The 16,687-nt window shown below is 71.6% G+C and carries 18 protein-coding genes and 1 pseudogene; 12 read left to right on the forward strand and 7 right to left on the reverse strand.

Annotated features, from left to right (window positions below; all coding sequences use genetic code 11):
• Positions 1 to 9 precede the first annotated feature (9 nt).
• Positions 10 to 882, reverse strand: coding sequence for an ABC transporter ATP-binding protein (locus M1L60_RS00950; protein ID WP_253235293.1), 873 nt, complete (start codon positions 880 to 882; stop codon positions 10 to 12).
• A 107-nt stretch (positions 883 to 989) separates the two neighbouring features.
• Between M1L60_RS00950 and M1L60_RS47640 the strand changes: the two genes are divergently transcribed.
• Genes M1L60_RS47640 through M1L60_RS00965 form a run of 3 tightly spaced genes read left to right on the forward strand, consistent with a single transcriptional unit; the run spans position 990 to position 3,351 of the window.
• Positions 990 to 2,090, forward strand: a complete 1,101-nt coding sequence (locus M1L60_RS47640) for a sensor histidine kinase (RefSeq protein WP_253235294.1) — start codon at positions 990 to 992, stop codon at positions 2,088 to 2,090.
• On the forward strand, positions 2,087 to 2,689 hold the full coding sequence (locus tag M1L60_RS00960; protein WP_253235295.1) for a response regulator transcription factor: 603 nt from the start codon (positions 2,087 to 2,089) through the stop codon (positions 2,687 to 2,689). The genes M1L60_RS47640 and M1L60_RS00960 overlap by 4 nt, the downstream gene beginning before the upstream one ends.
• 8 nt (positions 2,690 to 2,697) lie before the next feature.
• Positions 2,698 to 3,351: a GOLPH3/VPS74 family protein gene (locus M1L60_RS00965; RefSeq protein ID WP_253235296.1), complete on the forward strand. Its 654-nt coding sequence runs from the start codon at positions 2,698 to 2,700 to the stop codon at positions 3,349 to 3,351.
• Here M1L60_RS00965 and M1L60_RS00970 read toward each other — a convergent pair.
• Positions 3,259 to 3,690 (reverse strand): hypothetical protein, encoded by a 432-nt coding sequence (locus tag M1L60_RS00970; protein WP_253235297.1) that lies wholly within the window; start codon positions 3,688 to 3,690, stop codon positions 3,259 to 3,261. The two genes, M1L60_RS00965 and M1L60_RS00970, sit on opposite strands and share 93 nt — an antisense overlap.
• Before the next feature lie 105 nt (positions 3,691 to 3,795).
• Here M1L60_RS00970 and M1L60_RS00975 point away from each other — a divergent pair, with 105 nt between their 5' ends.
• Positions 3,796 to 4,407, forward strand: coding sequence for a hypothetical protein (locus M1L60_RS00975; RefSeq protein WP_253235298.1), 612 nt, complete (start codon positions 3,796 to 3,798; stop codon positions 4,405 to 4,407).
• Here M1L60_RS00975 and M1L60_RS00980 read toward each other — a convergent pair.
• On the reverse strand, positions 4,390 to 5,292 hold the full coding sequence (locus M1L60_RS00980; RefSeq protein ID WP_253235299.1) for a DUF4231 domain-containing protein: 903 nt from the start codon (positions 5,290 to 5,292) through the stop codon (positions 4,390 to 4,392). The genes M1L60_RS00975 and M1L60_RS00980 overlap by 18 nt on opposite strands.
• 294 nt (positions 5,293 to 5,586) lie before the next feature.
• Here M1L60_RS00980 and M1L60_RS00985 point away from each other — a divergent pair, with 294 nt between their 5' ends.
• Positions 5,587 to 6,999, forward strand: coding sequence for an amino acid permease (locus M1L60_RS00985; protein ID WP_253235300.1), 1,413 nt, complete (start codon positions 5,587 to 5,589; stop codon positions 6,997 to 6,999).
• Here the strand turns inward: M1L60_RS00985 and M1L60_RS00990 are convergent.
• Positions 6,996 to 7,820, reverse strand: coding sequence for an aminoglycoside phosphotransferase family protein (locus M1L60_RS00990; protein ID WP_253235301.1), 825 nt, complete (start codon positions 7,818 to 7,820; stop codon positions 6,996 to 6,998). The genes M1L60_RS00985 and M1L60_RS00990 overlap by 4 nt on opposite strands.
• A gap of 17 nt (positions 7,821 to 7,837) precedes the next feature.
• On the opposite strand from M1L60_RS00990, the gene M1L60_RS00995 reads away from it, so the two are divergent.
• Entirely contained in the window at positions 7,838 to 8,278 is a 441-nt protein-coding gene (locus tag M1L60_RS00995) for a histidine kinase dimerization/phospho-acceptor domain-containing protein (RefSeq protein WP_253235302.1), read from the forward strand.
• A 91-nt stretch (positions 8,279 to 8,369) separates the two neighbouring features.
• Positions 8,370 to 9,887 (forward strand): GGDEF domain-containing protein, encoded by a 1,518-nt coding sequence (locus M1L60_RS01000; RefSeq protein ID WP_253235303.1) that lies wholly within the window; start codon positions 8,370 to 8,372, stop codon positions 9,885 to 9,887.
• Between the two features lie 9 nt (positions 9,888 to 9,896).
• Here M1L60_RS01000 and M1L60_RS48210 read toward each other — a convergent pair.
• Positions 9,897 to 10,040, reverse strand: a pseudogene (locus M1L60_RS48210) (DUF1932 domain-containing protein); the annotation flags it as partial.
• Positions 10,041 to 10,067: 27 nt separating this feature from the next.
• Here M1L60_RS48210 and M1L60_RS01005 point away from each other — a divergent pair.
• Positions 10,068 to 10,988 carry a S66 peptidase family protein gene (locus M1L60_RS01005; RefSeq protein ID WP_253235304.1) on the forward strand — a complete coding sequence of 307 codons (921 nt, stop codon included), beginning with the start codon at positions 10,068 to 10,070 and terminating at the stop codon, positions 10,986 to 10,988.
• 54 nt (positions 10,989 to 11,042) lie between these two features.
• On the opposite strand, the gene M1L60_RS01010 is transcribed toward M1L60_RS01005, so the two are convergent.
• On the reverse strand, positions 11,043 to 11,411 hold the full coding sequence (locus tag M1L60_RS01010; RefSeq protein WP_253235305.1) for a VOC family protein: 369 nt from the start codon (positions 11,409 to 11,411) through the stop codon (positions 11,043 to 11,045).
• Positions 11,412 to 11,578: 167 nt separating this feature from the next.
• Between M1L60_RS01010 and M1L60_RS01015 the strand changes: the two genes are divergently transcribed.
• The 4 genes from M1L60_RS01015 to lhgD are packed head-to-tail and all read left to right on the forward strand — an operon-like array spanning position 11,579 to position 15,977.
• The gene (locus M1L60_RS01015; protein WP_253235306.1) at positions 11,579 to 12,175 is read left to right on the forward strand and encodes a GNAT family N-acetyltransferase; all 597 of its coding nucleotides are present in this window, start codon (positions 11,579 to 11,581) and stop codon (positions 12,173 to 12,175) included.
• Positions 12,165 to 12,818, forward strand: coding sequence for a 4'-phosphopantetheinyl transferase family protein (locus M1L60_RS01020; protein WP_253235307.1), 654 nt, complete (start codon positions 12,165 to 12,167; stop codon positions 12,816 to 12,818). The genes M1L60_RS01015 and M1L60_RS01020 overlap by 11 nt, the downstream gene beginning before the upstream one ends.
• Positions 12,796 to 14,754 carry an ATP-binding protein gene (locus M1L60_RS01025; RefSeq protein WP_253235308.1) on the forward strand — a complete coding sequence of 653 codons (1,959 nt, stop codon included), beginning with the start codon at positions 12,796 to 12,798 and terminating at the stop codon, positions 14,752 to 14,754. Before M1L60_RS01020 ends, M1L60_RS01025 begins: the two co-directional genes overlap by 23 nt.
• Positions 14,755 to 14,780: 26 nt before the next feature.
• Positions 14,781 to 15,977 carry an L-2-hydroxyglutarate dehydrogenase gene (gene lhgD / locus M1L60_RS01030; protein WP_253235309.1) on the forward strand — a complete coding sequence of 399 codons (1,197 nt, stop codon included), beginning with the start codon at positions 14,781 to 14,783 and terminating at the stop codon, positions 15,975 to 15,977.
• On the opposite strand, the gene M1L60_RS01035 is transcribed toward lhgD, so the two are convergent.
• The gene (locus M1L60_RS01035; RefSeq protein WP_253235310.1) at positions 15,960 to 16,616 is read right to left on the reverse strand and encodes a hypothetical protein; all 657 of its coding nucleotides are present in this window, start codon (positions 16,614 to 16,616) and stop codon (positions 15,960 to 15,962) included. The two genes, lhgD and M1L60_RS01035, sit on opposite strands and share 18 nt — an antisense overlap.
• Positions 16,617 to 16,687: the final 71 nt, after the last annotated feature.

Raw genomic sequence — 16,687 nt, forward strand, 5'->3', positions numbered from 1 at the left:
AACTACCCCTCAGGCTTCGATGGCGCGGAAGACGTCGTCCAGCCGGGTCGGTCCGGCCGACAGGTCGCTGAGCTCGACCCCCTGGTCCTGGGCCCAACCGAGCAGCACGTACAGGTCCTTCTGCAGGTTGAAGGTCTCGATCCGGACGATCCCGTCGTGGATCGAGGCCGGCAGGGGCAGCGAGGCCCCGGTGGACGCCGAGAAGTTGATCACCGACGGCAAGGCGCTCAGCAACGACGAGACCGAGCCCTCGCGGCGCAGGACGCCCTGGTGCATGAGGCCGATCCGGTCGGCCCGCTGCTGCGCCTCCTCCAGGTAGTGCGTGGTCAGCACGATGGTCGAGCCGTTCTCGCGGAGCCGGTCGACCGACTCCCACAGGGCGTCGCGCGACTGGATGTCGAGGCCGGTGGTCGGCTCGTCCAGGAAGATCAGCTCGGGCGTGCCGTAGACGGCGGTGGCGAAGTCCAGGCGGCGCTTCTCGCCGCCCGAGAGCTGCGAGACCAGCGTGCCGGCCTTGCCGGTGAGGCGGACGACGTCGAGCACCCGGCCGACGTCGTCGGTGCGGCCGGACAGCTGGCCGATGAGGCGCACCGACTCCCGTACGGAAAGGTCGGGGGAGAAGCCGCTCTCCTGCAGCATGATGCCCATGCGGGGGCGGACGGCCGCGCGGTCGCGCGGGCTGCGGCCGAATACCCGGACGGCGCCCGACGTCGGCTCGCGGTGGCCCTCGACCGTTTCCAGGGCCGAGGTCTTGCCGGCGCCGTTCGTGCCGAGCAGCGCGTACAGCTCGCCCGGGCGCACCTCGAACGACAGATCCTTCACGGCGTGGAAATCGCCGTACTTGAGGTTCAGGTTCTCGACTTCGATCACTGGCGTGGACATGACTCGATGACACCAGTTTCCGCCGCGATCGATCAGTGTCGCCGTGTCATGACCTCATATGACGTGGTGTCACTGTCCGATCGGGCGATCTCCCGAATACTGGAAGAGTGAACGGTCATGCGCTCCAGCTCACCGAGGCCACCCAGGGCCGGCTGCGGCGGCTGAACCTGGCCACCGCGCTACCGCCCATCATCCTGGCCGCGGTGGTCGTGGTGGCGGTCGACCTGGACGTCTGGTGGCACGCGTTCGTCCTGGTGCCCGGGGCGGTGGCGGCGGTCGTGGCGTTCGAGCGGTGGACGGCCAACGACGTCGGCCGGGTCGCGCTGCCGTGCTTCCTGGTCGGGGCCGTGGTGTGGCCGCTCGGGGTGCTCGTGGTCGGCAGCCCGAACGCGTGGTGGGGCGTGGCCAGCGTGGGCTCGCTGGCCATCCCGCGGCTGTCCCGCTACCGGTACGCGGCCGGTGTGGCGCTGGTCGGCTATGTCGGCGCCGTCGGGGCGCTGCGGCTGCTGGTCGACCCGGACGACGTCGTGCAGCGGTTCGTCCTGATCCCGGTCGGCGTGACCGCGCTGATCATGGTGCTGTCGTACGTCGGTGAGCGCTTCTACGACATCGTGCAGGAGCTCGAGCAGTCCAAGCAGCGTGAGGCCGAGGTGGCCGTCATCCGCGAGCGGGTCCGGTTCGCCGGCGACCTGCACGACATCCAGGGTCACACGTTGCACGTGGTCAAGCTGAAGGCCGCGCTCGCGCAGAAGCTCGTGCGGGCCGACCCGGAGCGGGCCGAGGAGGAGCTGCGCGAGATCACCGTCCTGGTCGGCGACACGATCAAACAGACCAAGGAATTGGCGTACGGCCAACGGCGGCTGAACCTCACGGCCGAGCTCGAGAACGCGAAGAACCTGTTCGAAGCGGCCGGGATCGCGGTCCGGATCACGCGTGAGGCCGACCCTGACGCCCGCACCAGCGAGCTGCTGGGGCAGGTGTTGCGCGAGACGACGACCAACATCCTGCGTCACGCCCAGGCCGGTCAGGTGCGTATCACGTTGTCCGGCACGGGTATCACGATCGCCAACGACGGGGCCCGGGGCGAGACGGTGCCCGAACTGCGGGGGCTGTCCACGCTGCGGCGCCGGGTGGTCGAGGACGGTGGCGAGCTGACTGTCTCGCTGCGGGAAGGAGAGTTCGTGACGGCGGCGGTGTTCGCCCGATGACGACCGTGGTGCTGGCCGACGACGAGGCTCTGCTGCGCAAGGCGCTGGCCGCCCTGCTGCCGCTGGAGGGCGACATCACCGTGCTCGCGGAGGCCGACGACGGCGCGAGTGCCGTACGGGAAACGCTTTTGCACCGACCGGATGTGCTGGTCATCGACCTCGAGATGCCCGGGGTGGACGGGCTGGGCGCAGTGGCCGAGATCCGTCGCAGCCGCCCCGAGCAGGTGATCCTCATGCTGACCCGGCACGCGCGCCCCGGCGTGCTGCGGAAGGCCTTGAAGCTGGGGGTGCAGGGTTTCGTCAGCAAGTCGGCCGAGCCCGCCCACATCACGTCGGTGATCGCCACTTTGCGGGAGGGCCGGCGCTGGATCGACCCTGACGTGTCCGCGCTGGCCGTCATCGACGACTCCCCGCTGACCGAGCGCGAGGTCGACGTGCTGCGGGTGACCAGCGAGGGCTACTCGGTGGCCGACATCGCGACCCGGCTGCATCTGGCCCCCGGCACCGTACGCAACTACCTGTCCAACGCCATGCGCAAGACCCAGACGCAGACCCGCCACGACGCCGCTCGCTATGCCCGCGAGCACGACTGGCTGTAGGAGACTCGATGCTGATCGTTGAAGACCTGACGTTGCTGCTGCTCGATGACGAGACCGGGACGCCGGCCGCCGCGGGCACGCTGTATTACACGCTCGGCGGCGCTGTGCTCGTCGAGCTGGCCCTGCTGGGGCGCGTCGAGACCGACGGCAAGAAGGTCTTCGCCGTGGGCGACGGGCCGCTGCCCGACCCGATCCTGCAGGACGCGTACGACAAGGTGGCCGAGAAGCCGCGGGGCGCCCAGACGCTGCTGATCACCATCGGCACCAAGCTGTGGGACCCGGTGATCGAGCGGCTGCTCGAACGGGGCCTGATCCGCCGCGAGAAGAAGAAGGTGTTCGGGCTGTTCCCGATGACCCAGCTGCCCGCGGCCGAGCACGAGCACGAGGCCGCCGTCCGGGCGAACATCCGCGCCGTCCTGGTCGACGGCGCGGAACCCGACCCGCGGACCGCGGCGCTGATCGCCCTGCTGTCGGCGAGCGACGCCCTGCCCCTGCTGCGACCCCAGCTGGCCTGGTCGAGCCCCGTCATCAAGCGCGCCAAGGCGCTCGAACAGGGCAACTGGGGTGCCTCAGCGGTGAACATGGCCGTGGTCGCCACCGCGGCGGCGATCGCGGCCTCGACCGCCGCCGTCGTCGTCACGGTCGTGACCGCGAACCCGTGACGGCCGACCGCCGTCGGCGATCATGACGTGGTGAGGCGGAGCAGGACGGCGCTGCCGCCCGGGCCGCCAGATGTCGACCTGGTCGTGGGCCCGGTCGATGAGCCGGATCACCTCGCGGTAGTCGAGCCGGTTGCGCCACTTCACCGCGTTGCGATTGAGCGACAAGACCAGCGGCTGCAGCACGAGCACGGCCAGCACGAGGTCGAACAGGTTGGCGCCGATGTTGATCCGCAGCTCGTCGCCGAAGCCCTCGTTGTGCCTCAGTGGATAGAGCAGCGCGAAGCTCCCGAGCAGCAGCAGGATCCCGATCCCGGCGTACATGTACGAGAGCCGACGCACGACCCCATCGTGGCAGCCAGCCACAACCGTCGATCTCCGTGTTTCCGAGCACTATCGGGTGTTCGAGTGAGTACTCTCAGCGAAGCATGGTAATAATGTCCGTCGATGGACGGGGATGTGCAGTACGAGCGATGGCGGCGCGAGATCTTCGGTGATCCCTACGTGGTGTGGCACGAGGGTCCCGGGTTCGAGGCACTGGTCGAGGCCGCGCGGCGGGAGCCCAGGGTGGTCGAGCAGATGCTGCGGGCCGGCCTGGCCGAGGGTGACACGGTGGCCGCGCAGTCGTTCCGCGCGCTGGCCGAGGCCGGGCTGGCGCCGGCCGACGCGGTCAGCATCCTGCGGACGGCGCTGATCCGGGCCCGCGACCAGTTCCGCATCCGGGTGGCCGAGGGCCTGTACGCGCTGACGCGCGATCCCGGCTGGGCCACGCCGGTGGCCGGGGTGCTGGCCGAGGCCGGGTCCGAGTTCGTACGCCTGGACGCGGCGATCGCCCTGGCCGGCTTCCCACCGACGACGGCCCTGGTGCGGGCCATGGCCGCCGCCGTCCAGGATCCGGAGTACCTGGTCCGCTACCACGCCGCCAACGCCCTGCTGCGCTGGTCGGGAGACCGCCGCCTGGTCGACAGCGTCCCCGCCGTCCTCGAGAAGATCACCGCCCCCGCCGAGTCCTCCTGGCGGGCCGCCGCCGACGAGCTGACCTCACGGCTCCGAGGGTGACGTGGTTCCGCGCTGGCGGGGCGCGCCGAGGCCCCGGGTGGCCCGCCACTGGGTGTGCTCGGTCGAGATGGCGTTCTCGGTCTCGTCGACGAACCGGGGCCAGTCGTCCTCGGTGACGCTGTCCAACTCGTCGACCTTGAGCCCCAGCTGATGGGCCGTCCGCGCATAGGCGCGCTGGTTGTCGGCGTAGCTGCGCGCCTGCATCCACGCCGCGAGGCCGGCGGCGGCCGCGCTGAAGACGCCCAGCAGGTCGATGTCGAGCACGCCGAACGCCTTGACCGCGGCCCCCACCACGCCGGCGAACTCGAGCGCGATGGCCACCGCCGTGAAGGTGTTCTTCAAGCGCTCGTTGGCCTCGGCCTTGCGGGCGTGCCAGCCTCGCTGGTCCTCGATCCGGCCGTCCCGGTAGGCCTGCCGCCGCTCGGCGAACGACCCGTCCCTGATCTCCCGCATCCGGTCGGTGATCTGCCTGGTCGGTGCGTCCTCGCGCGGGGCCGGCAGCTTCTCGAGATCGACCCCGTCGGTCAGCTGGGTGCGGAAGCTGCGGTCGGCCGCCGTGCCGGGCGGGAAAGGTTCCCCGCCCGCGACGTACCGCCAGGTCAAGGTCTTGACGAACTCGGTTGCGGTGCGGCCGTCGTACCAGCGGCGCTCGGGGTCGGTCGTCTGCAGGTAGGTGCTGGTGCCCAGCGCGACCACGAACGACACGAGGCCGAGCAGCCCGAACAGGTCGAGTGACCCGGCCGAGAGCGACCCCGCGCCGCCGACCGCGGCCGCGAAGAGGGCGAACAGCCGGAGCCGGGTGGCCCGAACGAACCGTTGCTGACCGGCCAGGCTGTCGGCGTCGGCGGTGTAGTACAGGGCGGGATAGTCGATCTTGAAGCTCAACGGGCGGCCCTCCTGATCTGCATCGTGTCGGCACTGTCCACAACGGGCAAGCCCCGATCGGGGGAACGGGCGTCGATCCCGCGGGCCGTCATCGTTGACTGCTTTGTGGATGACGAGGAGTACGAGCACAGTGTCGGGCCGGGCACGACCATCGCGCTGATCGGCGGGCTGATCGTGTTCTACGGGCTGTTCATCGCGGTGGCGCTCGCCCGAGGGTAGCCGCATCCAAGTTTGTAGATGCGAAATACGGCTCCACGTGGTACTCCGAGAGGAGCGATCAGCGAGGAGGCGGCCATGTCGGTGTCACCGCAGAGGTTCGGCCGGGGCTCGGGGGTCTTCCGGCGCAAGCCCGTCGACGACGTCACCGACGAGCAGGGCACCGATCTGCAGCGGTCGCTGGGGCTCTGGCAGCTGACCGCGATCGGCGTCGGCGGCATCATCGGTGCCGGCATCTTCGCGCTGGCCGGGGCGGTGGCCAACGAGACGGCGGGGCCCGCCGTGCTGTTCTCGTTCCTGATCGCCGGCATCGCCAGTGCCGCGGCCGCCCTGTCGTACGCCGAATTCGCCGGCATGATCCCTCGGGCCGGATCGGCGTACACCTACGGGTATGTCGTGCTGGGTGAGGTGGTGGCCTGGTTCATCGGCTGGGACCTGCTGCTCGAATACACGGCGATCGTGTCGGTGGTGGCGATCGGCATCAGCGGCTACTTCTCGTTCCTGATGGCCGACCTCGGTGTCGACCTGCCGGCCTGGATGCTCGGGGCGCCCGGCACCGGCGACGGCCACGTGGTCGACCTCTTCGCCGTGATCCTCTGCCTGCTCATCGCGTACCTGCTGAACCGGGGCATCCGGGCCGCGGCCCGGGCCGAGACGGCAGTGGTGATCCTCAAGGTGGCCATCGTGCTGCTGGTCGTGGTGGTCGGCGCGTTCCACATCACCCGGTCCAACTACGACCCGTTCTTCCCGTTCGGCTGGAGCGGCGCGATCACCGGCGCGGCCACGGTCTTCTTCGCCGTGTTCGGCTACGACGCGATGAGCACGGCGGCCGAGGAGTCCAAGGACGCGCGGCGCCACCTGCCCAAGGCCATCATCTATTCGCTGGTCATCTCGATGGTGCTGTACGTGCTGGCCACGCTGGTGCTGACCGGCATGCAGAACTACCGCGACATCGACCCCGAGAGCGGCTTCTCGACCGCGTTCGCCTCGGTCGGGCTGTCCGGGCTGGCCGACGTCATCGCGGTCGGCGCGATCGTCGGCATCCTGACCGTGATGTTCACCTTCATGCTGGGCGTGACCCGGGTCTGGTACTCGATGAGCCGCGACGGGCTGCTGCCGGCCTGGTTCGGAAAACTGCACCCGGAGCGGAAGGTGCCGACCCGGGTGACCTGGATCGCGGGCATCGCGTCGGCGGTCATCGCGGGCTTCCTGCCGATCCGCGAGGCGGCCGAGCTGACCAACATCGGCATCCTGCTGGCTTTCGTGGTCGTCTGCATCGCGATCATCGTGCTGCGTTACCGCCGCCCCGACATCCCGCGCACGTTCCGGCTGCCGCTGATGCCGGTCATCCCGATCGTCGGTGTCGTCTTCTCGATCTGGCTGATCACGTTCCTCGACCCGGTGACCTGGCTGCGCTTCGCGGTCTGGTTCCTGCTCGGCCTGGCCCTGTACTGGTTCTACGGCCGCAAGCACTCCAAACTCAACAACTAAGGCGCCAGGCGGGTGGCGACGTCCCACATGCCGGGCTCCATCACGCAGCGGGCGAAGAGCCACTGCCGCACCCGTACGGCGTCCAGGCCGAGCAGTCCGGCCATGCGATCGGCGAACGCGCCCGGGTCGGCCGCGAGGCGGTCCGGGAAGTTGAGCATGTGCTGGATCGGGTCGTAGGCCGGGTCACCCACGTACGGCTTGGGATCGACGATCAGCCACGGCTCGCGCTCGGCCCGCAGCACGTTGCCGGGGTGCAGGTCGGTGCAGAGCAGCACCTCGCGATCGGCGGTGGCGGCGAGTCCCCACCACAGTTCGAGGCCGGCCCGGGCCAGGCCGGGGTCGGGGTCGGGCAGTTGATCGGGGTCGACACTTCGGCCCCAAGCGTCGGTCATCGACTGCAGGGGCCGGAAGTCGCTGCCCGGCGGTGGGGTGATCCACAGACGGGGCAGCAGCTGGGCGATCACCTCGTCGCGCTCGGCCGGCGGCGCCGACTCGGTCAGCGTCGTACCCGGGCGGCACGCCTCGAGCAGCAGGGCGTCGGTGCGGCCGAAGCGTTCCGCGCGATACACCCGTACGGTGCCCTGCCCGTCCCAGGCCAGCAGCCCGGCCGCCTCGTCCCGCGCCTCGTAGTGCTGCCACCCGACCTTGAGCACCCGCCCGTCGGTGGTCGGCGCCACCCACGACGCCGACCCGCCCGGCTGATAGGGGCGGCCGGCCTCGACCTCCCACCGCTCACAGAGCCCGGCCACCAGTTCGGGCAGCTCGTGGAGCCAGTCAGCGGGTGGGCCGGTCAGATTGGCCGGCATCTCAAGATCGGTCATGCCGAGCATGATGCTCGATGCTCGATTTCTCAGCGAGCTCTTGGACTGGTGTACTTGAGCGGGCCCAGCGGACCCTGGTCGAGGACGCCGGGCACGAGCTGCGGACCCCGTTGACCAGCACCCGGACCAACGTCGAGCTGCTGCTGGAGGTCGAGCGGCGCCCGGCCGAGGCGCACCGGCTGCCACCGGTGGAGCGGGCCGCCCTGCTGGCCGAGGTGGTGACGGCCGCGGTGTCCCGCGTGCGCACCCGCGCCCCGGCCGTCACGTTCGTCACGGAGCTGACGCCGGCCGTGGTCACCGGACGGCCCGGCGAGCTCGAACGCATGGTGGTCAACGTGCTCGACAACGCGGCCAAGTGGAGCCCGCCGGGCGGCACTGTGCAAGCCCGGCTGACCGGTGACCGCGACCGGTGGACGCTGCGCATCACCGACGACGGGAGCCGCACGGGACCGAAGTGACCATTACCCTCAGGGCCGCCGCCACCGCGCCGATAGCCTCGAAGTGAGCCAGCACAGTTCGGTCCTGCGAACGGCGCGGCGCGATCCCCTCATGATCGCGGCCGTGCTGTGGACGCTGGCCGGGTGCGTCGCGCTGTTCGCGCTCTCCGGACGGGCCAACGAGCAGGTGCAGATCTTCTGGTTCTTCCAGCCGCCGCTCGACGCCTTGCTGGCCTGGTCGTCGTGGCAGGTCGCGCGGCGCGCGACCGGCGCTCTGCGGCGGTTCTGGCTGGTGATGGCCTTCGTCGGCGCGCTGGTCACGATCGGCGACACGGTGCAGACCGGCCTGGCCCTGGCCGGGCGGGAGCAGTGGTCGACCTCGGGCGGCACCGTGCAGGCGGTCTGCTTCACGATCGGCCTGGCCGCCCTCATCCTCGCCATGCTGGCCCACCCGATGCCCGGGCGCACCCGCCGGGAGCAGGTCGCCTTCTGGCTCGACGCGGCCACGGTGCTGGTCGCCGGGGCGGTCGTGGCCTGGTGCTACCTGGTCGGGCCGGACGACGTGCTCAACACGATGATCACCGGCGCGGCCATCCTCACCTCGGGTTTCGCGGCGGTCAAGCTCGTGCTCAGCGGGAACGCGCCCATGCACAAGGCCGTGGCCTGGACGCTGCTCGTCTCGGCCGTGGTGAACGCGACCGGTGTCTTCATGGCGCCGGGGGCCGACGGCCCGATGCCCGCCTACGTCTACGCCGTCCGGCTGCTGCCGTCGCTGCTCATCGCGGCCGGACCACGCCTGCAGGAGCTGCTCGCGCGCTTCGACGAGAACGTGGCTTTCGGCGCGCGCCGCCGCAAGCCCTACAGTCTCCTGCCGTACGGGTCGATCGCCGTCGCCTTCACGGCCATGCTCACGATGATCCCCGAGGGTCCGCACGCCCGCCTGTGGGGCGCCGCGGCCGGGCTCGGGTTGATCTTCGCGCTGGTCGTGTGCCGCCAGCTGTCGGCCTTCCACGAGAACAAGCGCCTCATCGACCAGCTCGACGCCACCCTGGCCGACCTGCGTGAGCACGAGGTGCGGCTGCGCCACCAGGCCCAGTCCGACGGGCTCACCGGCCTGGCCAACCGCACCTGTTTCCACGAGGAGGTGGCGGCCGAGCTGTCCGCGCCGACCGGCGCCGGCCTGACCTCAGTCATGATCATCGACCTCGACGGCTTCAAGGCGGTCAACGACACGCTCGGCCACGCGGCCGGCGACACCTTGCTGGCCGGGGTGGCCGACCGGTTGCGCGACTCGGTGCGCACCGGCGACCTGGTGGCCCGCCTCGGCGGCGACGAGTTCGCGGTGCTGCTGCGCGACTGCGGCACGGTCGGCGCGGCCCAGACGGCGGACCGGATCCTGCACGAGCTGACCTCGCCCATCCCGTACGAGGACACGGTCGTGCGGGCCAACGCCAGCATCGGCATCGCCTGCGCCGAGCCGGGCGACGACGCGACCAGCCTGCTGCGCAGCGCCGACGTGGCAATGTACGCGGCCAAGCACGCGGGCAAGGGCAGCTGGAAGTGCTACGACCCGTCGGGGCCGCAGCCAGTCGCGGCCGGCCCGGGCCACCCGCGACGGGACGCCGAGTGAGTCGAGCAGGTCGGCCGCGGCCGCCATCTCCTCGTGGCGGCGGACGGCGTGCCGCCGTGTCCCGTCGACGATGCGGTCGAGCGTAGCCTCGTCGGAGCGGGCGAACTCGGCCCGGATGTCGCCGGTCAGCCAGTCCTCGAGGCCGACCGTCAACTCGCGGGTCTGGGTAGGCTGCCGCTCATGATCAGAGGGAGTCGGCTGGGCGAGGGGGACCTGGTCGCCCTGGTGTCGCCGTCGGGGGCGAGTGAGGCCGGGCGCGTCGCGGCCACCGTGGCTGCCCTCGAAGGGTGGGGGCTGCGGGTGCGGCTGGGTGTGCACGCGGGCGGGCGGCACGCGTTCTTCGCCGGTACCGATGATGAGCGGTTGGCTGACCTCAACGACGCGTTGCGGGACCCGGCCGTGCGCGGCGTCTTCTGCATGCGAGGCGGTTACGGCATGCAGCGGATCGTCGACCGGGTCGACTTCGCGGCCGTGCGGGCCGACCCCAAGGTCGTGATGGGCTTCTCGGACATCACGGCCCTGCACGCGGCGTTGTGGCGGGAGGCCGGGCTGGCCACCGTGCACGGGCCGACTGCGGGGCAGTTCGACCGCGGGCCGGCGTCATTGACCGTCCGGGCCGCCCGGCGTGCGGTCACGCTGAGCGAGCCGGTCACGGTCACCGCGACCGCGGCCGAGCCCACCCACGCCGTGCGGGTCGAGGGCGCCGCCACCGGAACCCTGCTCGGCGGCAATCTGACCATGCTGGCCAGCACGGTCGGCACCCCGCACGCCCTCGACCTGAGCGGCGCGATCCTGCTGCTCGAGGATGTCGAGGAGGAGCCCTACCGCGTCGACCGCATGCTCGTGCAGCTGAAGCGCGCCGGCTGGCCGGCCGGCCTGCGCGGCGTGGCCGTCGGCCAATTCACCGACTGCGTCGACACCAACCCCCACTACCCGCCTGTCCTCGACGTGCTGCGGGAGCAACTGACCACCCTGGGCGTGCCCGTGCTGGGCGGCCTTCCGCTGGGTCACGGCCCCGAGCAGATCGCCGTCGGTCTGGGCGTCCCCGCCCACCTCGACACCGCCGCCGGAACCCTTGTCGTCGAGCCCGCCGTCAAGTGACCGGCCGCGGTCGCGCTGCCGTGAACGGGATGAGACCCGACGATTCCGGCTGGCCTATTTCTCGGCCCAGACGCCCAGCTCGTTGCCGCTCGGGTCGGTGAACTGGAAGCGGCGGCCACCGGGGAACTCGTAGGGACCCTCGACGACCCGGCCGCCCGCGGCCCCCACGGCCTCGGCCGAAGCGTCCAGATCGGACGAGAACAGCAGCACGAGCGGCCCGCCGACCCCGACCGGCTCGCCCGCCCGCAGGCCGCCCACCTCGCCGTCGCCGCCGGCCCGGCGGATGCCGGAATAGGCCGGGCCGTAGTCGTTGAACTGCCAGCCGAACGCCTCGGTGTAGAAGCGCTTGGCCGCCGCGAGATCGCCCACCGTGATCTCGACGTAGTCGATGGCGTGATGCTGGTGCGTCGTCTGTTCAGTCATGTTCGGGATTCTGCCCGCGGGGTACGACAACTTTCCGAGCCGCGGGACAGACCCCGCCTTGCCCCGCCCCGCGCACGTCCCTTAGCTTAGCCTCACCTAAATGGAACGTGAGGTCCGACATGTCCCAGGCGAGAGTCGTCCGCCGCGCCGTCGCCGGAAGCTGATCAGTGTCCGCACGTGAGGTGACGGCGGGTCCGGTCGCGTCCGGGCCGCCCCCGATTCCCGTTCTGGCCGCGCCCTGGAGCGTCCGGGTGCTGACCGCCGGCGACGACGACGCCCGCCTGGTCAGCCGGTGGATGGCCGAGCCCCACGTCGACCGGTTCTGGGAGCAGGCGTGGCCGCCGGAGCAGTGGGCCGAGGCCCTGGCCGGGCAGTTGGCCGGCCAGACCTCGAGGCCACTTCTCATTTCGTACGAGGGACAGCCCTTCGCCTACGTCGAGATCTACCGGACCCCGCGCGACGTGGTCGGCCTGCACTACGACACCGACCCGCACGACCTGGGGGTGCACCTGGCCATCGGCGACCGCGAGCGCACCGGCCGGGGCCTGGGGCGGGCCATGGTGCGGGCGATCGCCGACGGTCTGGCCCGGGCCGACCCGCGCAGCCGCCACCTGCTGGCCGACCCCGACGAGCGCCACGAGATGGCCCGCCGCATGTTCGTGGGCTCCGGGTTCCGGCTGATGGGCGTCAGCGACCTCGGCCACAAGCGGGCCGCTTTGCACGTACGCGACCTGGCGACGGACACTGCACCTCATGATCGCTGAGGTGGTGCCGGCCGGGCTCACTGGTTGGGCTGAGCGCTACGGGGACGACGCACCTGACGACCTGTACCCGCAGGAGGCGGCCGTGGTCGCGCGGGCCGTGGCCAAGCGCCGCCGTGAGTTCGCCACCGGCCGGTGGCTCGCCCGGCAGGCCCTGGGCCGGATCGGGGTTCCGCCGGGGCCGATCCTGCCGGGCGAGCGCGGCGCCCCCGGCTGGCCGCCCGGCATCGTCGGGTCGATCACGCACTGCCCGGGCTACGCGGCGGCCGTCGTGGGGCGCCGCGACCGGGTGGCGACCATCGGGGTGGACGCGGAACCGGACGAGGCGCTGCCGGACGGCGTACTGGGAGAGATCTCGCTGCCCGCCGAGCGGGACCGGCTCGCCCGGCTCGAGCCCGGCGGGGTGCACTGGGAGAGGCTGCTGTTCTGCGTGAAGGAGGCCGTCTACAAGGCGTGGTTCCCGCTCACGCAGCGCTGGCTGGATTTCACCGAGGCCGACGCCGAGCTGCGCCCGGACGGCACGTTCGAGGTGAAGCTGCTGGTCGACGGCCCGGTGAGCGGATTTGCGGGCCGATGGCGGGCCGAGCGCAAATTTCTGGTCGCGGCGATCGTGACGGCCTCAGATGACGCCGGGAGCGGCCGATAGGACGATCGTGCCGGAACAGGTCTATCTTCTCGGCAACCTGGTGATCATGGTCGCCTACGCCGCGATCATGATGGCGATCATCGTGCCGGTAACCCGGGCGCGCCAGCTGTGGACGAACAAGCTGGGCGTGGCGACGGCGATGATCTTCTTCACCTGCTCGGTCGGGCACGGGTTGCACGCGTACATGGCGATCCGCGATCTCGACCATCCCGGCGGGCATCTCGGCGGCGGCTGGATCTGGCCGTCGGCGGTCTGGGATGCCTTCACCGCGGTCGTCGGCGTCTACTACTGGACGCTGCGCCGCAGCTACAAGGTGCTGCTCGAGGGCGGCACGATCTACAGCTCCCCGGGCGAGCAGCACCGCCTGGCCGAGGCCGACGCCCGCGAGCTCGAGGCCCGCAACGCGGCCGAGAAGCACCGGGGCATCCTGGCCGCGGTGGTCGAGCACACCGACGACGCGATCATCGGGGTCAACCTGGAGGGCCGGGTCATCGCCTGGAACCGCGGGGCCGAGCGGTTGTTCGGCTTCAACGCGGGCGCGGTCATCGGCCAGCCGATGTCGATCTTCTCGGGGGACGCCGGGACCGCGGCCGACCAGATGGCCGTGATCGCCCGCATCCGGCACGGCGAGCGCCGCATCAACTACGAGGCCCGGCGGGTGCACCGCAACGGCTCGCCGCTCGAACTGTCGATCAACGTCACGCCGATCACGGACGCGACCGGGGCGGTCACCGGCGCGTCGATCACGGCCCGCGAGATCAGCGCGCTCAAGGAGGCGGCCGACCAGCGCCGGGTGGCCGACGAGCAGGTCCACCAGGCCCAGCGGATGGCCAGCCTGGGCCAGCTGGCGGGCGGGATGGCCCACGACTTCAACAACATCCTGGCCATCGTCATGAACTACACCGAGTTCGCCCTCGAGGACACCGAGGACAAGCCGAGCGTGCAGGAGGACCTGCGGCACGTGCGGGCGGCGGCGGGCCGGGCCCAGGGGCTGACCCGGCAACTGCTCACCTTCACCCGGGGCGACCGGGCCCAGCCGCAGGATCTCGACCTCAACGTCGCGCTGGCCGAGGCCCGGGAGGCGTTCGGGCCGGTCGTCGGCGAGGGCGTGACCATCGTCGGGCGGCCCGCGCCGGGCCCGCTGACCGTGCACGCCGACCCGGCCCAGCTGCAGCAGGTGCTGCGGATCCTGGCCGCGAACGCGCGGGACGCCATGCCCGACGGGGGCACGCTCGTGCTCGAGGCCAACACGGCCGAGATCTCGGCCGAGGCGCGCGGCCCGCAGCCCGCGCTGCCGCCCGGCCCGTACGCCCGGCTCTTGGTCAGCGACACCGGCGTCGGCATGCCGCCCGAGGTCGCCGAGCGGGTGTTCGAGCCGTTCTTCAGCACCCGGCCCGGTCAGGGCGCCGGGCTGGGGCTGTCCACCGCGTACGGGATCGTGACCGAGGCCGGTGGGTCGATCGCCGTCTATTCCGAGCCCGGTGTCGGCACGACGTTCCGCATCTACCTGCCGCTGGTCGCCGCCGCGCCGTCGCCGGCCCGGCCGGAGGAGCTACCTGACGGCGACGGCCGCACGATCCTGGTCGTCGAGCACGAACCACCGCTGCTGCGGGCGGCCACCCGCATCCTGACCGGGGCCGGCTACCAGGTCATCGCGGCCGCGACCGGGCCCGAGGCGCTGGTCGTGGTGGGCGACCGGGACGTCGACGCCGTGCTGACCGATGTGGTGATGCCCGACATGACCGGGCCGCGGCTGATCGAGCTGATGCGCGAGCACCGGCCCGAGTTGCCGGTGGTGTACATGTCCGGGTACAGCAGCGGCATGCTCGACGTCACCGGAGTGCTCGACCCGCGAGCGCCGTTCGTCGAGAAGCCGTTCACCGCGAGAGACCTGCTGCACAAGGTGCACGATGCGCGTACCCGGTCGGCGGTCTGAGAAGACGTTGGTGTAGACCGTCAGGCATGGCGGATGAGGTCGTCGGGGTCGTCGGTGCGGGCATTGTCGGGCTGGCCATCGCGCGCGAGGTGACGCGTCGCCGGCCGGGCACGCGGGTGGTCGTGTTCGAGAAGGAGGATCGCGTCGCGGCCCACCAGACCGGGCACAACTCCGGGGTGGTGCACGCGGGCATCTACTACACGCCGGGCAGCCTCAAGGCGCAGCTGTGCACGCGGGGCGGGGCCCTGCTGCGCGAATACTGCGCCGAGCGGGGGATCGCGTACGACGAATGCGGCAAGCTGGTCGTCGCGGTGTCCACCGAGGACGTGGCCCGCCTCGAGGCGCTGGCCGTCCGGGCCGAGGCCAACCGGGTGCCGGGGCTGCGCCGGGTCGGCCCGCAGCAGATCCGCGAGATCGAACCGCACGCCACCGGGCTGGCCGCGTTGCACTCGCCGCACACCGCGATCACCGACTTCCCGGGCATCACCCGCGCCTTCGCCGACGACGTGGTGGCCGGCGGGGGCGAGGTGCGGTTCGGCTTCCGCGTCACCGGGATCGCCGAGGAGCGCCGGCTGGTCGTCTCGTCGGGCTCGGACCGGGTGCCGGTCGACCGCCTGATCATCTGCGCCGGCATCCACAGTGACCGGGTGGCCCGGCTGGCCGGGGACGCCGCCGCCCCGCGGATCGTGCCCTTCCGGGGCGAGTACATGAAGGTTCGGCCGGACAAGGCGGAGCTGGTCCGGGGCATGATCTATCCGGTGCCCGACCCGCGCTACCCGTTCCTCGGTGTGCACTTCACCCGGCGGGTCACCGGCGAGCTCGAGGTCGGGCCGAACGCCGTGCTGGCCGCCGCGCGCGAGGGTTACGGCTGGGCCGACGTGTCGGCCCGCGACCTGGCCGGGATCGCGGGCTGGCCCGGCATGTGGCGGATGGCCGCGAAGCACTGGAAGACCGGGGTGCGTGAGATGTACGGGTCAGTGTCCAAACGCGCCTACATGAGGGCCGCCCGCCGCTACGTCCCCGAGATTCTCGCGGCCGACGTCGTCCGGGCCGGTTCCGGCGTACGGGCCCAGGCGCTCGACCGCGACGGCAGCCTCGTCGACGACTTCCGCGTCCACCGCCTCGGCGCGGTCACCGCGGTCCGCAACGCACCCTCGCCCGCGGCCACCTCGAGCCTGGCCATCGCCGAATACGTGGCCGACGCTTCAGGCTTCGAGGTGTAGCCAGACCCGCAGCGGCCCGACGGGCTCGAACCCGGCCGCCATGGCGTGGTCGAGGTCGCCGCCGCTCTCGTAGCCGACCAGCGGCACCCCGCACGCCGTGGCCGCCCACACCCGGGGCAGATCACCGGGATCGGCCGCGAACAGGTTGGACACGCCGGCCACCGCGCCCGTGCGGTTGAGGGCGAAGCCGCCGAGCAGCCGCCCGCCGTCGCGGACCGCCATGACGGACACCGAGGGATCGGCCAGCAGGGTTGGCCGGAAGACGTCCGGCGGCTCGTCGTCGCGGCCGTGCCACGCCCGCTGCCACTCGGCCAGGGCGTCGGGCTTGGTGACCCGCTCGGCGTCGCCGGTGGCCGGGCCGGCCGCGCGGCGGATCCACTGGGCCGTGAACAGCTCGGTGTAGCCGTGCGGGGCGAGGTCGAGTGTGGCGAAACTGTCCTTGACACCCTTGGCCGGCAGCACGTCGGCCGCGGTGGCGGTGGGGCGCAGGGTGATCGCCTGCGGGTAGTACGGGGGAGTGGGACCGGCGCTGCGCCAGGCCCGCGGGCCGAACGTGTAGCCGAGCCCGTGCGAGCGCAGGACGGCGGAACACCAGTCCGCGTTGTTGCGCACCGCCGTGTTCGTTTCGGTGTCGAGCATGCGTGGAGTGTGGCAGATTGTGCTCGTCGAGCGCTCCCTCCACTTTGGGCAGTAGGCTGTTTGCTGCCCGC

This window comes from Paractinoplanes aksuensis, assembly GCF_024137025.1.
Lineage (GTDB): Bacteria > Actinomycetota > Actinomycetes > Mycobacteriales > Micromonosporaceae > Actinoplanes > Actinoplanes aksuensis.

Bases quoted from the DNA above. Each gene is read 5' to 3' on its own strand.
- M1L60_RS01035 (WP_253235310.1), bottom strand. From the start codon at position 16,616: ATGCTCGACACCGAAACGAACACGGCGGTGCGCAACAACGCGGACTGG.
- M1L60_RS00995 (WP_253235302.1), top strand. From the start codon at position 7,838: ATGCTCGATTTCTCAGCGAGCTCTTGGACTGGTGTACTTGAGCGGGCC.
- M1L60_RS00990 (WP_253235301.1), bottom strand. From the start codon at position 7,820: ATGACCGATCTTGAGATGCCGGCCAATCTGACCGGCCCACCCGCTGAC.
- M1L60_RS01010 (WP_253235305.1), bottom strand. From the start codon at position 11,411: ATGACTGAACAGACGACGCACCAGCATCACGCCATCGACTACGTCGAG.
- M1L60_RS01020 (WP_253235307.1), top strand. From the start codon at position 12,165: ATGATCGCTGAGGTGGTGCCGGCCGGGCTCACTGGTTGGGCTGAGCGC.
- M1L60_RS00960 (WP_253235295.1), top strand. From the start codon at position 2,087: ATGACGACCGTGGTGCTGGCCGACGACGAGGCTCTGCTGCGCAAGGCG.
- lhgD (WP_253235309.1), top strand. From the start codon at position 14,781: ATGGCGGATGAGGTCGTCGGGGTCGTCGGTGCGGGCATTGTCGGGCTG.
- M1L60_RS01025 (WP_253235308.1), top strand. From the start codon at position 12,796: ATGACGCCGGGAGCGGCCGATAGGACGATCGTGCCGGAACAGGTCTAT.
- M1L60_RS00965 (WP_253235296.1), top strand. From the start codon at position 2,698: ATGCTGATCGTTGAAGACCTGACGTTGCTGCTGCTCGATGACGAGACC.
- M1L60_RS00975 (WP_253235298.1), top strand. From the start codon at position 3,796: ATGGACGGGGATGTGCAGTACGAGCGATGGCGGCGCGAGATCTTCGGT.
- M1L60_RS00985 (WP_253235300.1), top strand. From the start codon at position 5,587: ATGTCGGTGTCACCGCAGAGGTTCGGCCGGGGCTCGGGGGTCTTCCGG.
- M1L60_RS01000 (WP_253235303.1), top strand. From the start codon at position 8,370: ATGATCGCGGCCGTGCTGTGGACGCTGGCCGGGTGCGTCGCGCTGTTC.
- M1L60_RS01005 (WP_253235304.1), top strand. From the start codon at position 10,068: ATGATCAGAGGGAGTCGGCTGGGCGAGGGGGACCTGGTCGCCCTGGTG.
- M1L60_RS00950 (WP_253235293.1), bottom strand. From the start codon at position 882: ATGTCCACGCCAGTGATCGAAGTCGAGAACCTGAACCTCAAGTACGGC.